The 18,330-nt window shown below is 58.5% G+C and carries 11 protein-coding genes, 2 tRNA genes and 3 rRNA genes; 7 read left to right on the forward strand and 9 right to left on the reverse strand.

Annotated elements, in window-relative coordinates; all coding sequences use genetic code 11:
* Positions 1-31 precede the first annotated feature (31 nt).
* A complete protein-coding gene (locus tag JIN84_RS01605; protein ID WP_200349269.1) occupies positions 32-1,747 on the forward strand; it encodes an autotransporter-associated beta strand repeat-containing protein in 1,716 nt (571 codons plus the stop codon).
* Between the two features lie 169 nt (positions 1,748-1,916).
* Complete coding sequence (locus JIN84_RS01610; RefSeq protein ID WP_200349270.1) at positions 1,917-2,096, forward strand: hypothetical protein; 180 nt, start codon at positions 1,917-1,919, stop codon at positions 2,094-2,096.
* Between the two features lie 49 nt (positions 2,097-2,145).
* On the opposite strand, the gene JIN84_RS01615 is transcribed toward JIN84_RS01610, so the two are convergent.
* The 9 genes from JIN84_RS01615 to JIN84_RS01650 form a co-directional block, all read right to left on the reverse strand.
* Positions 2,146-3,066: a helix-turn-helix domain-containing protein gene (locus JIN84_RS01615; protein ID WP_200349271.1), complete on the reverse strand. Its 921-nt coding sequence runs from the start codon at positions 3,064-3,066 to the stop codon at positions 2,146-2,148.
* Positions 3,026-5,488 carry a heavy metal translocating P-type ATPase metal-binding domain-containing protein gene (locus JIN84_RS01620; RefSeq protein WP_200349272.1) on the reverse strand — a complete coding sequence of 821 codons (2,463 nt, stop codon included), beginning with the start codon at positions 5,486-5,488 and terminating at the stop codon, positions 3,026-3,028. Before JIN84_RS01620 ends, JIN84_RS01615 begins: the two co-directional genes overlap by 41 nt.
* A 6-nt stretch (positions 5,489-5,494) precedes the next feature.
* Complete coding sequence (locus tag JIN84_RS01625; protein WP_200349273.1) at positions 5,495-6,196, reverse strand: sulfite exporter TauE/SafE family protein; 702 nt, start codon at positions 6,194-6,196, stop codon at positions 5,495-5,497.
* Positions 6,197-6,200: 4 nt separating this feature from the next.
* Positions 6,201-6,335: a hypothetical protein gene (locus tag JIN84_RS23185; protein WP_267908139.1), complete on the reverse strand. Its 135-nt coding sequence runs from the start codon at positions 6,333-6,335 to the stop codon at positions 6,201-6,203.
* Entirely contained in the window at positions 6,332-7,741 is a 1,410-nt protein-coding gene (gene ccoG, locus JIN84_RS01630) for a cytochrome c oxidase accessory protein CcoG (protein ID WP_325099542.1), read from the reverse strand. Before ccoG ends, JIN84_RS23185 begins: the two co-directional genes overlap by 4 nt.
* 213 nt (positions 7,742-7,954) lie before the next feature.
* Entirely contained in the window at positions 7,955-8,611 is a 657-nt protein-coding gene (locus JIN84_RS01635) for a cbb3-type cytochrome c oxidase N-terminal domain-containing protein (protein WP_200349275.1), read from the reverse strand.
* On the reverse strand, positions 8,608-8,778 hold the full coding sequence (locus JIN84_RS01640; RefSeq protein WP_200349276.1) for a hypothetical protein: 171 nt from the start codon (positions 8,776-8,778) through the stop codon (positions 8,608-8,610). Before JIN84_RS01640 ends, JIN84_RS01635 begins: the two co-directional genes overlap by 4 nt.
* 16 nt (positions 8,779-8,794) lie before the next feature.
* Complete coding sequence (ccoN, locus tag JIN84_RS01645; RefSeq protein WP_200349277.1) at positions 8,795-11,269, reverse strand: cytochrome-c oxidase, cbb3-type subunit I; 2,475 nt, start codon at positions 11,267-11,269, stop codon at positions 8,795-8,797.
* An 18-nt stretch (positions 11,270-11,287) separates the two neighbouring features.
* Complete coding sequence (locus tag JIN84_RS01650) at positions 11,288-11,455, reverse strand: hypothetical protein (protein WP_200349278.1); 168 nt, start codon at positions 11,453-11,455, stop codon at positions 11,288-11,290.
* A 1,318-nt stretch (positions 11,456-12,773) separates the two neighbouring features.
* On the opposite strand from JIN84_RS01650, the gene JIN84_RS01655 reads away from it, so the two are divergent.
* The 5 genes from JIN84_RS01655 (at position 12,774) to rrf (ending at position 18,218) form a co-directional block, all read left to right on the forward strand.
* Positions 12,774-14,313, forward strand: a 16S ribosomal RNA gene (locus JIN84_RS01655).
* Positions 14,314-14,559: 246 nt separating this feature from the next.
* Positions 14,560-14,635 (forward strand) — tRNA-Ala (locus tag JIN84_RS01660).
* Positions 14,636-14,693: 58 nt separating this feature from the next.
* Positions 14,694-14,770, forward strand: a tRNA-Ile gene (locus JIN84_RS01665).
* A 280-nt stretch (positions 14,771-15,050) separates the two neighbouring features.
* Positions 15,051-17,909, forward strand: a 23S ribosomal RNA gene (locus JIN84_RS01670).
* A 193-nt stretch (positions 17,910-18,102) separates the two neighbouring features.
* A 5S ribosomal RNA gene (rrf, locus tag JIN84_RS01675) occupies positions 18,103-18,218 on the forward strand.
* Together the 16S, 23S and 5S rRNA genes with 2 tRNA genes alongside form the textbook arrangement of a ribosomal RNA operon.
* Positions 18,219-18,330: the final 112 nt, after the last annotated feature.

The following is an 18,330-nucleotide window of genomic DNA, read 5'->3' on the forward strand; positions in this document are numbered from 1 at the left end:
CGCTCCACAAAACCCTTCCTCCATCCTATCCATGAAACCCCACGCGTTCACGATCCTGTGCCTTCTGGCGTTTGCCGCCAGGGCACGCTCGCAGATCACCGTGGAGCGTGTGTTTCAAGTGAACCAGAATGTCCCTGACAACGGCCATTATCTGGACGTGAGGAACTTCGACAGCGGTTTCGCCACGATCACGGACGTGGATGTGGGACTCGAGCTGGAAGGGGCCGCCGGAAATTCGATGCGATTGGGCGACTATTACGTTTCACTCACGCACGGCACGGCTTCCGAGGAAGAGCGCGTCGCGGTCCTGTTGAACCGTCCGCGTATGACGGACACCGCTCTGTTCGGAAGCCCTCTGTCATCTGCCAACATCATTTTCGATGATTCGGGCGGGGCGCAGAATGTTTTCAATATCGCGACCGCCACCGGCACCTATCAGGCCGACGGCAGGCTCGGTGTGGATCCATACGCGCCGCCCGTCCCCTACAATCCAGGCGATGTGACCCACGGGCTGGCGGCGTTGAATGGAAATGTGGTGGGAGAAACCTGGCACCTGCTGATCGCCGATACGCGCCAGGGGGCGGCGGGACGACTCACCAGATGGACGCTGCGCACCACCGGCACCTCCGCTGAAACCGGCCTGGTGGATCCCGGAGCGGGTGGAGCGATCGCGGACGATATCACCGCGCCAGCGGGCCAGCGTGATCTGAAGGCGGTTCTGGCGGTATCCGGCAGCGGGAATGACGGGATCACCGCCAGGATTTCCGAACGGCTGGTCCTCAGTGGCGGCCTTTCTGGATCCGGCCAGCTCTTCAAGACCGGAGCGGGCACCTTGAGTGTGGGTGGAACATCGGCAGGTGGTGGCGGACCGGCTGCTTTCACCGGCTCCATCGTCGTGAATGCGGGTGAACTGGAGGTTGCCAGCGGATCCGCCTTCGGAGTGGGGACGATGGTGTCGCTCGCCGGTTCCAACGTCACCCTCCGGCTCGCGACGGAGGATGTCATTGTCAGCAATATGGTCATCAGCGGTGGAACGACGGCCACGATCCGTGGCGAGGGAACGCTGGCGGGAAATATCAGCGGTCTGGGAGGCATACGCAAACTCGATGGAGGCGATGTCATCCTGACCGGTGAAAACACCTATTCCGGGCCCACCATGGTCGAGGCCGGTTCCCTTGTCGTTAATGGTGGCCTCGCTTCCTCGGTTGAAGTCGGTCTGAATGCGAGATTGGAGGGGAGCGGAGAGATTTCCGGCGATGTGTTGATCTCCGGCGAGATTTCTCCAGGGAATTCCCTCGGATCCCACATCGGCAGTCTCGGCGTGGGTGATCTGGTCTTGGACAGCGGCTCCACCTTCACCTATGCGATGAACACCACGACGTTGCATGGCAGCCTCATTCATTCGGAAGGAGGACTCGGCATCGAATGGGGGGCGTCGCTGGTATTCAGCGGTGATCTCTCCGCACTCGCCGCCTATGGTTCCAAGCTGACGCTGATCAGTTACGTCGACGGCTGGGATGGAGGATTGTTCTCGGTGGACGGGACACCGGTCACGGATGGCGGTGTTCTCGCCATAGGCGGGAATTCATGGCTCTTCAACTACGCGGACAGCTCGGGTGGCGGGAACTTTGCCAGCGATCAGGGGGGCGCGACGAAATTCGTCACCATCACCTCCGTTCCGGAGCCCGGTATCCTGCTGATTTTCAATCTGGCACTGGTCGGCTGGTTGGCGCGCCGCAGGCGTTGAATCCGGAAAAGGATTCTTGGCGCCATCTGAGTCCTTCTCCTGCGGAAAGCATGAGGGTGGAAGAGATGTCCGAAGTCGGGAAAGAAGGATAATTATCCGCTGATCCTTGACGTTGTCCCCCAAATGGGTAGTTTTCGCACACTATAACACAAATGGAGTCGGACGCATCATGCAGGTAATCGTTTTCAGGGAAGAAGGAAACAAGCTTCAAGCGTTGTTGCAGGAATGGCTGGGATATATCCCTGACGTCAAGATTCACAAGATGTCCCAATCCGAGACGGGGACACAAGTGACGCTCACGATTTTCTACACCGGGACGATGCGGAGGCCCGAGGCGGCGCAAGGGTAGGGGCAGGCAGGCTCGAAAACCGGATGATCTCAAGGAGGATTCCGGAAAATCAATCCGCCCTCTGGAGTGACACGCACTCCCTTCTCCGGAACCCGGTGGGAGAGCTGCCGGTAAAGCGGGCGAAGCTGCGGTTGAACTGCGACAGCGACTGATACCCGACCTGGAAGGCGATTTCGGAAATGCGGACCTCCGGTTTGAGGAGTTCGCTTTTCGCCCATTCGATGCGGCGGCGGTTGATGTAGTCGGTGAGTGTCAGACCGGTGAATTCCTTGAAAATCCGGCAGAAGTGAGACTCGCTCAGTCCGGCGTGGCGGGCGACGACCGCGAGCGGCAGGGGATCCGCCAGCGAGGTTTCGATCAGCTTCCTCGCACGGGCGACGGCGGTGGGTTCGGCCCCTTCGGTGGCGAGCGCGATCTTGTCCACGTGTTTGCCAAGTTGCTCGGCGAAGGTGGCGAGCAGGAAGACCATGCTTTGATAACGCTCCGGCTCCACCGCGCGGGTCTGCAGGTAGGCGGTTTTCAGGGACTCCATGTCATCCGCGGCGATTCCCTGGCGGCTCAGGACTTTGGAGAGTTCGTCAAAAGCCTTGGGGGCGGGCACGCTGGTGAAGACCTGCCCGGTTTTCAGAAAGGCGATGAGCCTGGGGCCGTGGCGGACCGGCACGGCGGTGGCGGCCATCCCGGCGAAGCAGTGGCAGGTGGAGGGACCGTTCACCAACGCTTCGGTCATCAGGCGGTGGTTGATATCGACGCACGCGCTGCAGGGCATCTTGCAGAGATGGAGCTTCTCGCAGAACCCGCTGCGGTTCACGGATTCGTCGTCGAGACAAAAATTGTTCGTATCGCTGTCGACCAGACGCAGGGGCAGGCCGGTGGCATTTCTGAACGCATGCTGGTAGGTGAGGAAAAGCTCCGAACGATGGAGCTTTTCAAACAGAGTTTGTTCGAAGTCTTTGTCCGCGTTGATCATTTTCCAATGGAACGGAAGCGCTCCATGGGGGAAGATAGGAGTTCTCCGGGCCCATTGCAACCTCCGCGACGCCGTATCGGCGCTCCCAGAGGCCGAGGGCCACGATCGAGAGGGAAATCGCCGAACTGAGGGGCATGATGATGGCGGCGACAAGCGGATTCATGTGCCCGGCGAGCGAGAATGCGATGGCGGTGAGATTGTAAACCAGGGCGAAGGCGAAGGCGCTGCGGACCACGCGGTTCCGGTGCCTCGACAGCGCGAGGAGGCGGGGAAGGAACCTCAGCCCGCTGCCCATGAAGTAAAAATCCGCCTTTCCCTCCAGCACGCTGCGGTCCACCACAGGGGTGCCGGTGGCCCAGGCGACGTTGAAAGCGAGCGAATCGTTCGCACCATCGCCCAGGTAAAGCGTGTCCTGACGGTCGATTTTCCGCACCAGGTCTTCTTTCTCGGTGGGGCGGAGCCGGGCGTGGGCATCCTGCGCCGGAATACCGAGACGGGCAGCGGCGGTGGCCACCTTCTCAGGATGATCTCCCGAGAGAATGACAATGCGGAATCGCCGCGCGCGCAGGCTGTCGATGGCGGCCCTCGCCTCGGGCCTCAGGGATTCCACAAAAAGAAAGCGGGCGATGATGAAACCGTTCCTCATGAACACCGTTCCCGGAGAGCCGGTCTGGGGAACTTCTCCGGTCTCGGGATTCCAGCCTGGCCTGCCAAGCGACCAGATGCCGGTTTCGTCATGGTAGAACCGTCCCGCGCCGGGGACATCCGTGACTTCCGGTGTGGGGAAATCCCTCAACCAGCGTTGTCCATCGCTGCCCAGCGTTTCCAAAAGCGAACGGGATACCGGATGGAGCGAGTCGCTGGTGAGCTGTGTGAGGGCGATTTTTTCCTCGGTTCCCAACTGGGTGATCGCGGATGGGTTGGTGAGGACCGGGCGTTCCATGGTGAGCGTGCCGGTCTTGTCGAAGATCAAGGTGCGGACGCGTTTCAGGCGGGACCACAACAGCGGTTCCTTGATGAAGACCCCGAGACGTTCCATCGTGCTGCCGCAGAGTTCGTCGGCGAGGGGAAGTGCCACTCCGAGGGCGCACGGGCAGGAGACGACGAAGACGGAGATCATCACCTGGAGCGCCTGCGCCGTCGAACCATGGCTGAGCCACCAGAAAAATCCCGTTGTGCCGATCACCAACACGGCAAGGAGATAAAAACGAAGCAACTTTTCCAGCGCGGGCACCCGGATCGACGCACGAGGTGCCTGGGTGAGACGGCGCAGCAGGGAATCCTCCCACGTCTCGCGGGCGGTCAGCGTGACGGGGGTGTTGCCCAGGAGGATCGCCCCGGCGGGCAGGCTGCGCCCCGGTTGGAAGGTCTGGGGAGCCGCCTCTCCATTGATCCACTCCAGGGAGAAATCCGCCGGAAGCGAATCGAGCGTCGCCGCGACGGGCACCGCCTGGCCGGACGGCAGCTCGAAGCGGGTGTTGGAGACGATGTCCTCCAGTGCCAGAGGTTCCGCGTGATCCGGGGAACGCAGTGTTTCCGGCACTGGCTTGCGGCGTTGCAGGCGGTTGCGGTTTTTTTCCACCGCCGAGACCTGGATATAGCGGCCGCCGAGCATGAGAAAGATGAACATCGAGACGAAATCGAAGTAGAGCAGTCCCTCGATCCCGCCAGCCCATCCGACGATGGAACCGGAGAACGCGATGACGATGCCCAGCGCGATCGGCAGGTCGATGTGCAGGGTTCTGGTCCTCAAGGCCAGCCATGCCCGCCGGATGAAATAACCACCGCCGACAAGCATCGAAAGAATTGCCGAGAGGAAGGCGATGAGTTGGAAGATCGGCGCGAAAGCGAAGTCGAGCGGCATACCGGTGTAGCGCGGCAGGGTGAAAACCATCGCGTTCATGGCGAAGGCCGCGCACAGGCCGGCACGCACCGCAAGCTGGCGGGCTTCCCCCCGCGCGGCGTTTTGGGAACGGGGAGTCATTGTGTAACCGAAGCTCGCGACTTCACGGGCGAAGGCCGCGAGGTCCATCTCTCCGGCAACCCAGCGGAGGTGGAGATTTCCCGTCGCCGGGTTCGCCGCGCATTCCATCGCCCCGCTCCGGCGCAGGAAAAGGTTTTCCACCAGCCAGACGCACCCCACGCAGGAGACGCCTTCCAGGGAAAACCCACCTGTCGCCGGACTGCCGGGTGGCAGGGTGGATTCGATGTCGTGTGCCGATTTTTCCAACCACGAAAAATCATGGGAAACGAACGGCGCGCTGCGGACGGGTGGCAGATTCGAATTGCCGCGCAGGCCATAGAAACGCTCGAGCCCCTCGCTGTTGATCAGCGCATGCACGAACTCGCAGCCGTGGCAGCAGAATTTTTCCGCAGCAGCCGTTTCATGGAAGGAGGTTCCGCAGTGAAGGCAGTCGGTCATGATGGTTCAGTGGCAGCAGGAGGGCAGCTCCTGGTTGGTTTCGGGTGGGTGGTTGTGAGGCAGCGTGCCTTGCAGCCGGAAGGCGAGGACCACCGCGGTGCAAAGCGCGAGCGAACGTTTCACCCGGCCCAGGGTTGTCGCCTGGAGCCGTGCCCGCAGGTGCCGCATCTGGTGCTGGGCGAGCCAGAGCAGGGGCACGGTCCCAAGACCGAAGGCGAGGGAAAACTCCGCCCCACGCAGGCCGGAACCACTGAGCAATGCCGCGCCGAAAAGCAGATACAAAGGGCCGCAAGGCAGCAGCGGTGTCAGCGCGCCCGCGGCCATGCCGGCCCGGATCGGGGACATCCTGCCGAAACGGAAACGCATCCTCGTGCTGAATCTCAGGAGTGCCGGAGGGCGCGGCAGTTTCTTTTCCAATCCAAGGGCGAAGACCACGAGAATGCCCACCAACAACCACGGCAGCAAAGCGGCGGGGGAGTTGAAAAACCATTTGAGAGGTTGTTCTCCCAGCGCCCCACAGACGCCGCCGATCACGGCATAGGATGCCAGCCGGGAGGCGTGGTAGGCGGTCATGGACGCCAGCCGCTGAGCCTCGGAGGCGGGCATGGCGGCAAGCCCGCAGGCGATGGGGCCGCACATCCCCACGCAGTGCACGCTGGTCACGAGACCTGCCACGAGAGCGCCGAGGGTGGTATGGATGGCATCCATGGTTTCAACGGGTGGGACGGACGACTTCGATGGGTTTCGGCGAATGTTTCGCGGCCACCATGATCAGCGAGCTCCATGCGGCGAGAAGCAGCAGGAAGGCGGCGACGACCATCAGCTTGGGATATTTCAGCGGATTCATTTCAGGGATTGTGGATTGGGACCGAGGAATTTCAGACTCTGGCGGATGGTGGAATCGCCGGGTTCCGCGTGGATCAGGATGGTGATTTCGGAAGGGCCCTTGTAGCTTTGACGACCTTGCAGGATGACCAGCGGCCGGCTGATTTCTCCCAATGCATCGAGCGACACCGTCTCGCCCGCTCCGCTGGTGGTGAATCCTGCCGGAGGATTCTCCAGGGTGATCTTCATCCGCACCGTCTGGTTGCGCTTGTTGACGAGGCGCAGTTGGTAGTGGTTCCGGATGGTCGAGGCGTCGGTGTAGAACGACGGGCCGCGCATCCGAGAAACCTCCGCGAAAACCGGTTTCGCACGCTGGAACGCCACGGCTCCGAGAGCGACCAATCCGAGGAAGCCGAGCAGGAGATAGACCAGGATGCGGGGGCGGATGATGCGGCGTTTTTTCCCGGCCAGGCCGCGGGTGGAATCGTAACGCACGAGGCCGGTCGGGCGCTTGAGCTTGATCATGATGTCGTCGCAGGCATCGATGCATGCCGCACAGCCGATGCACTCCATCTGCAGGCCGTTCCGGATGTCGATACCGGTCGGGCAGACCTGCACGCAGCGGGTGCAATCCACGCACGATCCCGCGTTCGGATTGGTGGCTTTTCCCCGTGGTTCGCCGCGCTTCGCGTCGTAGCCGATGACGACGGTATCCTCGTCGGTCAGCGCGGACTGGATGCGTCCGTAGGGACAGAGGATGATGCAGAACTGCTCGCGGAAGAATCCGAAGCAGTAGAACAAGGCTCCGGTGAGCAGGGCGACGGTGCCGAAGGCTCCGGCGTTGGCGAGGGGGCTGTGCAGCATGAATTGGTACAACCGGGGCAGCGGGACGAAGTAGGAGAGGAACACATGGGCGAGAAGGGTGGAAACGAGGATGAAAAGCGCGTGCTTGACGGCGCGGCGGGTGATCTTGGAGGCGGTGAAAGGGGCGGCGGCCAACCGGCGGCGGGCGCTTGCGTCGCCGTCCGTCCAGCGTTCGATGCGGCGGAAAACATGATCCAGAAACACCGTGTAGGGACAGGCCCAGCCGCACCAGAGGCGGCCGAGGATGGCGGTGATGAAAAACAGGAGGAATCCCAGTCCGCTGATCAGGAAGAACAGCACCCATAGATCCTGAGCCAGCAGGGTGAGTCCGAAAAAGTGGAAGCGCCGACGCTCGATGTCGAAGAGCACCGCGGGCGCTCCGTTCACCGTCAGCCATGGCAGGGCGACATAAACGGCGATGAGCAGGCCGGCGAACGCTCTCCGGGCTCTGGTGAATTTCCCCCGCACATCCGCCGGATGGAGCACGTGGTGCGAGCCGTCCGCATTGATGGTGGTGACGGAAACCAGGTTCGGGCGTTTCAGTGATGTGCGGGTGACAGGCACGGGAAAAGATTGGCACGTGAGGAGGAATGGCGCTCCGCATCCCTTCTCGGTTGCTGCGCGGATCTTGCTGGGAATGGAGGGAGGGTGTTTCAAGCAGAGGCGATCTCCGATCCGCCATGTCCATGAACGGTCGACGAGAAACGCCGGAGCCCACCTCATCGGTTTTTCATGGGACTGGGCGGATCGGAGTCTGCCATTCCTTGCGGAGGTGGCTCACTCCCCCTTCGCAAAATCCTTCGGATTTTCGTGGATGAGGTAGGCCGTGAGCTGTGCGATCTGCATCGGCGGCAATATCTGACCCCACGCGGCCATTTTCGCGCCGTTGTGACCGGCGGAGTCCGCGGGCGTGCCGTTGTTGATGAGTCGGAAGATGTCCATCGGCTTCGCTCCGTATTTCCACTCTCCGTCGTTCAACGGAAGGCCGGGAAGAGGGACGAACTGGCCGCCGCCCGCATCGATGCGGGCGGAGAGATTCTCCCCATGGCAGGCGATGCAGTTGCCGAGGAATGTCTGCTTGCCTGCTGCCACCGCTGCTGGATCGGTGGCCCAGGTGCCTACCAGGGCGTCGTCATTCAGCTTGCCGAGCATCTCCTCCAGAGCGGCGGCTTTGGCTTTTTCGATGACCTGGATCTGCTTGCCGATGGCTTCCTGATCGCTTTCGAAAAGGCCGAAATTGTAGTAGAACACCCAGTAGCCCACAAAGAAGAGGATGGAGCCGAAGAAGATCGCCAGCCACCAGTTCGGCATGAGTTGGTCGTATTCCTGGATGCCGTCGTATTCGTGGCTCCGGAGCACGACCTCCTGTGATTTGGAGGCATACTCGGCGACGGGAGGTCCTCCTTCCGGATTTTTTGAATCGTTGGGGTTCATGGTTCGTCGGGAGTCTTGGACAAGGGGATGGAGGCCAGTTGGTCACAGCGGTGGCGCGGCAGGCAGAGTGCCCGGATGGTGGCGATGAAGAACACCCCGGCGGTGGCGATGAAGGAGATGATGGGCACGATGGTGGCCCAGTCTTCGTAAACGATGCGCTTGAACATGGAGGTGGTTTTTCGGTTAGCGGGTGGTGGCACGGGTGGCGTCCGGATCGAGGGCGGGGGCTGGTTTCAGCGCGGGTTTCCCGACGGTGTGGTAGGCTCCGATCTTCTGCAGGTAGGCGATGAGCGCCACGCCTTCGGTTTCCGCGAGCTCGCGGCGCAGGAGCTCGGGAGAGAGATCCGGTTTGCCGGGGAGGAAGGCTCCCGCCTTGACCAGCGCGGTGGCGATCTCGAATCCCTGGTCGCGGGCGCTTTGTTCGATCGCATCCTTGGTCATCGCGGGCCATGGCACTCCCAGTGTGGATTGTGCGGCGATTTTTCCTGGCAGCGATTTCACATCGGCCTTGGCCTCGAAAAGGAACGCGTAAGGAGGCATGTTCGAACCGGGCGAGGTCTGGCGGGGATCGATGAGATGGTTGAAGTGCCACAGGTTGTCGCGCTTTCCGAGACGCATGACGGTGGAGCCGGTCACCAGTGCTCCGCCCTCGCGGGAGAGGTCCGGCCCGGTGCGCTTGGAACCCCATTGGTAAGGGTGGTCGTAGATGGACTCGCCGAGGCGGCTGTATCCTTCGGTCGGCCCGGGTCCGTAGCGCAGGACGTCGGGGACCAGCGTGCGGATCATCTGCGAGTGGCAGTTGTAGCAACCCTCCGCCACATAGATGTCGCGGCCGGCGAGCTCGAGCGGGGTATAGATTTCCTGCACGCGGTCCTCCACGTTCGCCGCGCGGTTCACGAGCAGTGAAGGGATGATCTGCACCACGCCGCCAACCGCCGCGGTGATGAAGATGAGAATGGTGAAGGGGAGGTGGTTCTCGATAAGGCGGGAGAAGTAGGTCGCCCAGCTTCCCGGATTCGCACGGAAGACGATGACGCCCTTGATTCCCAGGCCGATCGCGACCAGCAGCGCCGCCTTGTCCGCGTGCGGGGGCAGGAAGAACCACAGGACCATGAAAAGGTGCGACAATACGAGGTAGATCACCGGGTCTCCGGAAAACGCTTCCTTGAGTGTCATGCGGTGCTTTTTCCCGGTGACCATGATTTCCACCTCCACAGTGTCGTCCGTGGCCTTTCCGCTGCGGGCGGTCATGTAGATGTTCACCGCACCAAGCAGGAAGCCGACAAGGTAAAGCGTGCCGCCGAACGCCCGGAGGGCGTAGTGGATGTTGATGGAGCGCAGCGTCTCGACGAATTCATACTTCAGGGTGGCGCCGCCGGGATTCGTTTCGCTGAGCATCAGCCCCTGGGTGATGCCCGCCACCCACATCGCGGCGACGTAGAGCAGGATGCCCACCAGGCCGATCCAGAAATGCATGTTCGCCAGCGTGGTGGACCAGAGTTTCGTTTTCCACAGGCGCGGTGCGAGCCAGTAGAACATGCCCGCCGCCATGAATCCGTTCCAGCCGAGCGCTCCGGAATGAACGTGGCCGATGGTCCAGTCCGTGTAATGGGACAGGGCGTTCACCGCGCGGATGGAAAGCAGCGGGCCCTCGAAGGTCGCCATGCCGTAGAATGTCACCGCGGTGGCGAAGAATTTGATGACCGGGTCGGTGCGCAGCTTGTCCCATGCGCCGCGCAATGTCAGCAGTCCGTTGAGCATGCCCGCCCATGAGGGAGCCCACAGCATGAGGGAGAACAGCATTCCCAATGTCTGCAGCCATTGTGGCAGGGAGGTGTTCAGCAGGTGGTGGGGACCCGCCCAGATATAGATGAAGACCAGCGCCCAGAAGTGGATGATGGAAAGCCGGTAGGAATACACCGGGCGGTCCGCCGCCTTCGGCAGGAAATAATACATGATCCCGAGGATCGGCGTGGTGAGGAAGAAGGCGACGGCGTTGTGGCCGTACCACCATTGCACCAACCCGTCCTGGACGCCGCCGAAGATCGGGTAGGAATGCACCAGCGAGGTGGGCAGCGACAGGTGGTTGACCACATACAGCATCGCGATGGTGACGATGGTGGCGATGTAGAACCACAGCGAAACGTAGAGGCTGCGCTCGTTCCGTTTCGCCAGTGTCCAGAAGAAGTTCACTCCGAAAATCACCCAGATGACCACGACGCCGATGTTCAACGGCCAGATCAGCTCGGCGTACTCCTTGCCTCGGGTGAGGCCCGCGGGCAGGGTGACGGCCGCCCCCACGATGATCAGCTGCCAGCCCCAGAAGTGGATGCGGGAAAGCCAGTCAGAAGCCGTCCGCACCCGGCAGAGCCGCTGGGTGGAGTAATAGACGCCGGCGAAAACCATGTTTCCGACGAAGGCGAAAATCACCGCGTTCGTATGCAGGGGCCGGATGCGGCCGAAGGTGATGTAGGACAGACCCTCGGATTTCAACAGGCCGAAGCTGAGCATTTCCAAAAATTTGCCGTTCATCTGCCACCACGACAGCTGGGTCGCGGCGAGCACTCCCACCAGCATGCCGATGATGCCCCAGAAGATTGATGCGGTCATGAACCGCCGTACGGTTTTGTCGTCGTAGGTGATGGAGGTGGTGGGCATGATGTTGGTGAAATGATTTCAAGAAAGGTGCGTCCGCTTCGTGGCAGCCGGAGGCGTGTCGAGTGGCAGCAACGAGTCCCGCTCCAAGCTCGACCGACGTGACCTGCGCGCCTCCGCTGCGAAACTGATGACGAAGATTCCAGCCAGGCAGGAACTGACGAGGATGGTGACAGCGAGGACGTTCACGACCTCAGTCCAACAAAAACCATCACCGGGTGCTCGGCATGACCTCTCAAATGCTGTGCGGATTTTGCGGTGATTCCGACTGGGGCAGGAAGGCGGTGCCATCCGGAGGCTGATGGCCAGGGATGGGTCGACAGGCACCCGGTCAAGCGCGGTTTCGTTCATCTTCTGTCCCGGAGAGACAGGAGGTATTGGCGGGTCCAACCACCGGACCCGATTCCAACGCTATTCGCTCCGGCAGGTGCGGCGGAAGGGTGTGCTCCTCCACGGGTGCGGAGTCTCTATCGATTCTACCATCAACGCAGGCATGGGCCGCGGCCTCAGTAATTAAGAGGCAATAGAACGTGGAACGCGCGGGCTCGGCAGGGGGGCATCCTGGGCCCTCCGATGAGGCAACACGATGGTTTCCCCAGGTGCGGTTTTGTCTGGGAATCCGGTAGGAGGGTCCTATGATCGTAAGAACCCCAAAACCCGATGAAATATGATGTCATCCCTTTGCCCGCGACGCATCAACAGGCGCTGGATGAGACGCCGGAGCCGAACAAGGTGCAGGTAATCCTCCTCGACGGAAATGATCTGCCATTGGCACGAGGGACGGCGATACTTCCCTTGCTGCTTGGCGTGGGAGTTTTCTGGCCATCTGGCCCCGCGCCTGCCGAAGGCCGTCTCAGCTTGGCAAAAAGATGCAGTCTGCCGGGTGGGGAAACCTTGAAATTGAAGGAGATGTGTCTGTGCTCAGGGGATCCGCCTCATTATGACTTCTGGGTCTGCGCTCCATGATTCCGGGTTGCGGACCAGGGTCGTCTTCGTCGCTGTCAGTCGAAAGGCCGAGAGGGTTGTCAAAAAAATGTCTCCCGTAAAAATCTTATTTTCAGTCAATTGCGACAACCTCGTCGGCTGAAGAATAAAAATGATCACGAAATGGATTGACCGGGGGCGGCCGGTCAATCTAGGGTCTCCCCGTCGCCACGACGGAGGGCGACCGAGAGACAGACGGTCGATCGCGGTGCAAACCACCCGATCGGCTTTTTAGTCCCCTCGAAACAAGCTCTTTGACAGTATGGCTCAGCGGTAATCGTGCCAAGTGAGAAAGTGAACCGGTGGATCCTGCGAAGGATTCAAGTCCTGCGAAGGATTCCGACGCTTCAAGCAAGGCGGTCGTAAGCAGACTATGATATCGCTGGGAAGAGGAAAAAGATTAAATTGTGCGCTGCGCATCTGGTTTCAATATCGAAACAGTGCGCGGAAGTTGGCTCTTGAAGTCAACAACCCCGATTTGAATCGCGGGTGCCGGCGACGGCATCTGAAAGATCAGATCATTTTTACGGAGAGTTTGATTCTGGCTCAGAACGAACGCTGGCGGCGTGTTTAAGACATGCAAGTCGCACGGGATCAGTTGAGTAGTAATACAATTCTGGTTTAGTGGCGCACGGGTGAGTAACATGTGAATTACATGCCCTTCAGTGGGGAATAGCCCAGGGAAACTTGGATTAATACCCCATGGTATCGCAAGATTAAAGGTGGCCGCAAGGCTGTCGCTGAAGGATTGGTTCGCACCCTATCAGCTTGTTGGCGAGGTAACGGCTCACCAAGGCTACGACGGGTACCTGGTCTGAGAGGACGATCAGGCACACTGGAACTGAGACACGGTCCAGACACCTACGGGTGGCAGCAGTCGAGAATAATTCACAATGGGGGCAACCCTGATGGTGCAACGCCGCGTGGAGGATGACGGTCTTCGGATTGTAAACTCCTGTCATCTGGGAGTAAGGCATGGCTGTTAATAGCGGACATGATTGATAGTACCAGAAGAGGAAGGGACGGCTAACTTCGTGCCAGCAGCCGCGGTAATACGAAGGTCCCGAGCGTTGTTCGGAATCACTGGGCGTAAAGGGAGCGTAGGCGGCGCGGTAAGTCAGATGTGAAATCCCGGGGCTCAACCCCGGAACTGCATCCGATACTGCCGTGCTTGAGGATTGGAGAGGTAGCTGGAATTCTTGGTGTAGCAGTGAAATGCGTGGAGATCAAGAGGAACACTCGTGGCGAAAGCGAGCTACTGGACAATTCCTGACGCTGAGGCTCGAAGGCTAGGGTAGCGAAAGGGATTAGATACCCCTGTAGTCCTAGCAGTAAACGGTGCACGCTTGGTGTGAGGGGAATCGACCCCCCTTGTGCCGGAGCTAACGCGTTAAGCGTGCCGCCTGGGAAGTACGGTCGCAAGACTAAAACTCAAAGAAATTGACGGGGACCCGCACAAGCGGTGGAGTATGTGGCTTAATTCGATGCAACGCGAAGAACCTTACCAAGGCTTGACATGCATCTCTAAGCGCGTGAAAGCGCGTGACCCTTCGGGGAATTTGCACAGGTGCTGCATGGCCGTCGTCAGCTCGTGTCGTGAGATGTTGGGTTAAGTCCCGCAACGAGCGCAACCCTTGTGATTAGTTGCCAGCACGTGAAGGTGGGAACTCTAGTCAGACTGCCCAGATCAACTGGGAGGAAGGTGGGGACGACGTCAGGTCAGTATGGCCCTTACGCCTTGGGCTGCACACGTACTACAATGCCCAGCACAATGAGAACCGAGACCGCGAGGTGGAGGAAATCTGCAAAACTGGGCTCAGTTCGGATTGGAGGCTGCAACTCGCCTCCATGAAGTTGGAATCGCTAGTAATGCCGTATCATCTACGACGGCGTGAATACGTTCCCGGGTCTTGTACACACCGCCCGTCACATCATGGAAGCCGGTCGCACCCGAAGTGCCCGTACCAACCGCAAGGGGGTAGGGTCCTAAGGTGTAGCTGGTAACTGGGATGAAGTCGTAACAAGGTAGCCGTAGGGGAACCTGCGGCTGGATCACCTCCTTTCTACGGAGAAATTCACAAACCGTTCTCACGGTCCCTGTGAAAGGTCGAGACCCCGCTCCCGGCAACGGGGGATGGGGTTGTCAAAACGCAAGTTAGACACCTGAAACACTTAAAACCGGAACATCGCAGGATGTTCCAAACCAAAAAACCACGCAACTGTGTATTTATTGATAGGTTACGCAGTGCACAATTTAATCTTTTCTCCTCACTTCAACACCACCCCGTGAAACGGGCACCCTCGGTAAAGGGGGTTTAGCTCAGTTGGTAGAGCGTCTGCTTTGCAAGCAGAATGTCAACGGTTCGAATCCGTTAACCTCCACCATCTTTCATGAAGCGCCTCGGACTCCGGCAACGGAGGGAACGCTTTGTGGAATCCAAATGGGCCTGTAGCTCAGTTGGTTAGAGCACCGCCTTGATAAGGCGGGGGTCATAGGTTCGAGTCCTATCAGGCCCACCATTCCATTACCGAAGAGATTGAAGTTCCATACTGAAAAAACGAGTCCGCTCTTTGACATCCACATGGAGAAACAAATAATTTCAAGACTGCAATAAATATTGATGACTCATAAAGAGCCATTCTTAGCGGTCCTTGAATATATTCTAATTCCCAAATACATCAATTTTTACGGCAAAGCCGGCAGAGATGCCGGCAGTAGGCAGGTCGAAAGACCTGCAAAGCGTGGAAACTATCCTCATCGGAAGATAAGGAAAAGTCCGCGTGGCTGATTTCAATTAGGAATCAAGCTTTAAAGGGCACACAGTGGATGCCTTGGTGCTAACAGGCGATGAAGGACGTGTTAAGCTGCGATAAGCTTCGGGGAGCGGCAAATACGCTTTGATCCGGAGATTTCCGAATGGGGTAACCTGGTGGTTTTAATAAGCCATCGTTTCTTTCCGAAGCCCGATCTTAGGATCATATGGGAAGTTAAGAAAGAAGACGCGATACCCGGTGAAGTGAAACATCTCAGTAACCGGAGGAAAAGAAAGAGAATCGATTCCGTCAGTAGTGGCGAGCGAAAGCGGATCAGCCCAAACCGGGAGCTTGCTCCCGGGGTTGTAGGACCCCGTCATGGGACCTCAATGGATAGGTGAAGGAACTGGAAAGTTCCGGCACAGAGGGTGATACCCCCGTAACCGAAATCCAACGAGGCCTTAGGGAGTTCCTGAGTAATACGGCACACGTGAAACGCCGTATGAATCTGTGCCGACCACGGCATAAGGCTAAATACTAGTTAGCGACCGATAGTGAACAAGTACCGTGAGGGAAAGGTGAAAAGAACCGCTGTGAGCGGAGTGAAATAGAACCTGAAACCGTGTGCCTACAAGGTGTCAGAGTCCCTTCGGGGATGATGGCGTGCCTTTTGCTTAATGAGTCTGCGAGTTAGTATGTGTGGCGAGCCTAAGTCCTTAGGGGACGGAGGCGAAGCGAAAGCGAGTCCGAACAGGGCGACCTTAGTTGCACGTGCTAGACCCGAAGCGGAGGTGATCTACCCTTGGCCAGGTTGAAGCGCAGGTGATACTGCGTGAAGGACCGAACAGGTGAATGTTGAAAAATTCTCTGATGAGCTGAGGGTAGGAGTGAAAGGCTAATCAAACCCCGTGATAGCTGGTTCTCCTCGAAATGCATTGAGGTGCAGCGTCGCGTGTTTATGAATGGGGGTAGAGCACTGAAAGGGCTAGGGGGCATACCCGTCTACCAACCCCTATCAAACTCCGAATACCATTCAACAGAACGCGGCAGTGAGACGGTGGGGGATAAGCTTCATCGTCAAAAGGGAAACAACCCTGATCAGCAGCTAAGGTGCCTAAATAACGCTAAGTGGAAAGGATGTGGAATTTCACAGACAGTGAGGATGTTGGCTTAGAAGCAGCCACCATTTAAAAAGTGCGTAATAGCTTACTCATCGAGAGATTCCGCGCCGAAAATGATTGGCGATAAGCGTTATACCGAAGCTCTGGGCTTCCGTCCCTGGGGACGGGAGCGGTAGAGGAGCATTCTTGATTGCATTGAAGCGCGATGGCGACTGACCGTGGAGTATCAAGAAGAGAGGATGCAGACATGAGTAACGATAAGACGGGTGAGATCCCCGTCCGCCGTAAACCCAAGGTTTCCCGGGCTACGATTTTCGTCCCGGGGTTAGTCAGGACCTAAGGTGAGGCCGACAGGCGTAACCGATGGACAGCAGGTTAATATTCCTGCACTTCCGACCCTTAACCCGGATTGACGCATTTTTGGAGGTAACTAGGTGATTGAATTCCGAGGTGAGGCTACGGCCGATCCGCATTACCAAAGAAGGTGCCGAGAAAAGATCCGGTGTATGCTAAGGAACCTGTACCGTAAACCGACACAGGTGGGTGGGTAGAATATACCAAGGCGTAAGAGTGAACCCTGGTTAAGGAACTCGGCAAATTGGCCCCGTAACTTCGGGAGAAGGGGTGCCTAGGTTTACCTAGGCCGCAGTGAAATGGCCCAACCGACTGTTTAGCAAAAACACAGCATTCTGCCAAGACGCAAGTCCAAGTATAGGATGTGACACGTGACCAATGCGGAAAGATTAAGGCAAGATGTTAGCAGCAATGCGAAGCTTTGAACCCAAGTCCCCGTGAATGTCGGCCGTAACTATAACGGTCCTAAGGTAGCGAAATTCCTTGTCGGGTAAGTTCCGACCTGCACGAATCGTGAAACGAGTTGGGCGCTGTCTCAACCAGGTGCTCAGTGAAATTGTAATGGCGGTGAAGATGCCGCCTACCCGCAGAAGGACGGAAAGACCCTATAGACCTTAACTGTAAGCTGTCATTGGTTTTTCGATTTTCATGCTCAGCATAAGTGGGAGACTTTGAAGCCATCCTTTAGGGGATGGCGGAGTCGCCAGTGAGATACCACCCTTGGGTGTTGGAAGATCTAACCTCGACCCGTGAATCCGGGCGAGAGACATTGTCAGCCGGTCAGTTTTACTGGGGCGGTATCCTCCCAAAGAGTAACGGAGGAGCGCGAAGGTGGGCTCAGCACGGTCGGTAACCGTGTGTCGAGTGCATAGGCATAAGCCCGCCTAACTGTGAGACCCACAAGTCGAGCAGATACGAAAGTAGGCCTAAGTGATCCGGCGGTTGAATGTGGAATTGCCGTCGCTCAACGGATAAAAGGTACCTTAGGGATAACAGGCTGATTTCATCCAAGAGTTCATATCGACGATGAAGTTTGGCACCTCGATGTCGGCTCGTCGCATCCTGGGGCTGGAGAAGGTCCCAAGGGTCCGGCTGTTCGCCGGTTAAAGCGGCACGCGAGCTGGGTTCAGAACGTCGCGAGACAGTTCGGTCCTCTATCCTCTGTGGGCGCAGGAAAATTGAGGGGTTCAGTTCCTAGTACGAGAGGACCGGAATTGACATACCTCTGGTGCACCGGTTGTCCTGTCAAGGGCATGGCCGGGTAGCTAAGTATGGAACAGATAAGCGCTGAAAGCATCTAAGCGCCAAGCTGCTCCCAAGATGAATTTTCCCCAAAGGATCGTCGAAGACTACGACGTTGATAGGCTTCAGGTGTAAGTGCGGTAACGTATTCAGCCGAGAAGTACTAATCATCCGTTTGGCTTGATTCCTATTTTTGAATTAGTGAAGACAAGAGACCGTGAATGGACCTGAGGAAATCAGGTTTTGGAATTATTGAAAACTCCGTGTGGATGTCAGGGAGCGGGCGAAGGGAACGAAGCCCGCTTGACCGTCGACAAAGACATAGCTCAGATCGTCAGAGATTCAGTTTTGCGCCAATGGAAGTTGGCTCCAGGATTGCCCTCTGGTGACCAGAGCGCGGTGGAACCACCCGGTCCCATTCCGAACCCGGAAGTGAAACGCCGCAGCGCCGATGGTAGTGAGACGATAGGTCTTGTGAGAGTAGGTCGTCGCCAGGTATATGCCCGGCTCCTGTAAAAGGGAGCCGGGCTCTTTTTTTGTGCGGGGGGAGGAGAGAGGGAAGGGTGGAAAGGGTGGAAAGGATCGTGGAGAGAGGAGGAGCATAACCGG

Origin of the sequence: Luteolibacter yonseiensis (assembly GCF_016595465.1) — a bacterium.
Lineage (GTDB): Bacteria > Verrucomicrobiota > Verrucomicrobiia > Verrucomicrobiales > Akkermansiaceae > Luteolibacter > Luteolibacter yonseiensis.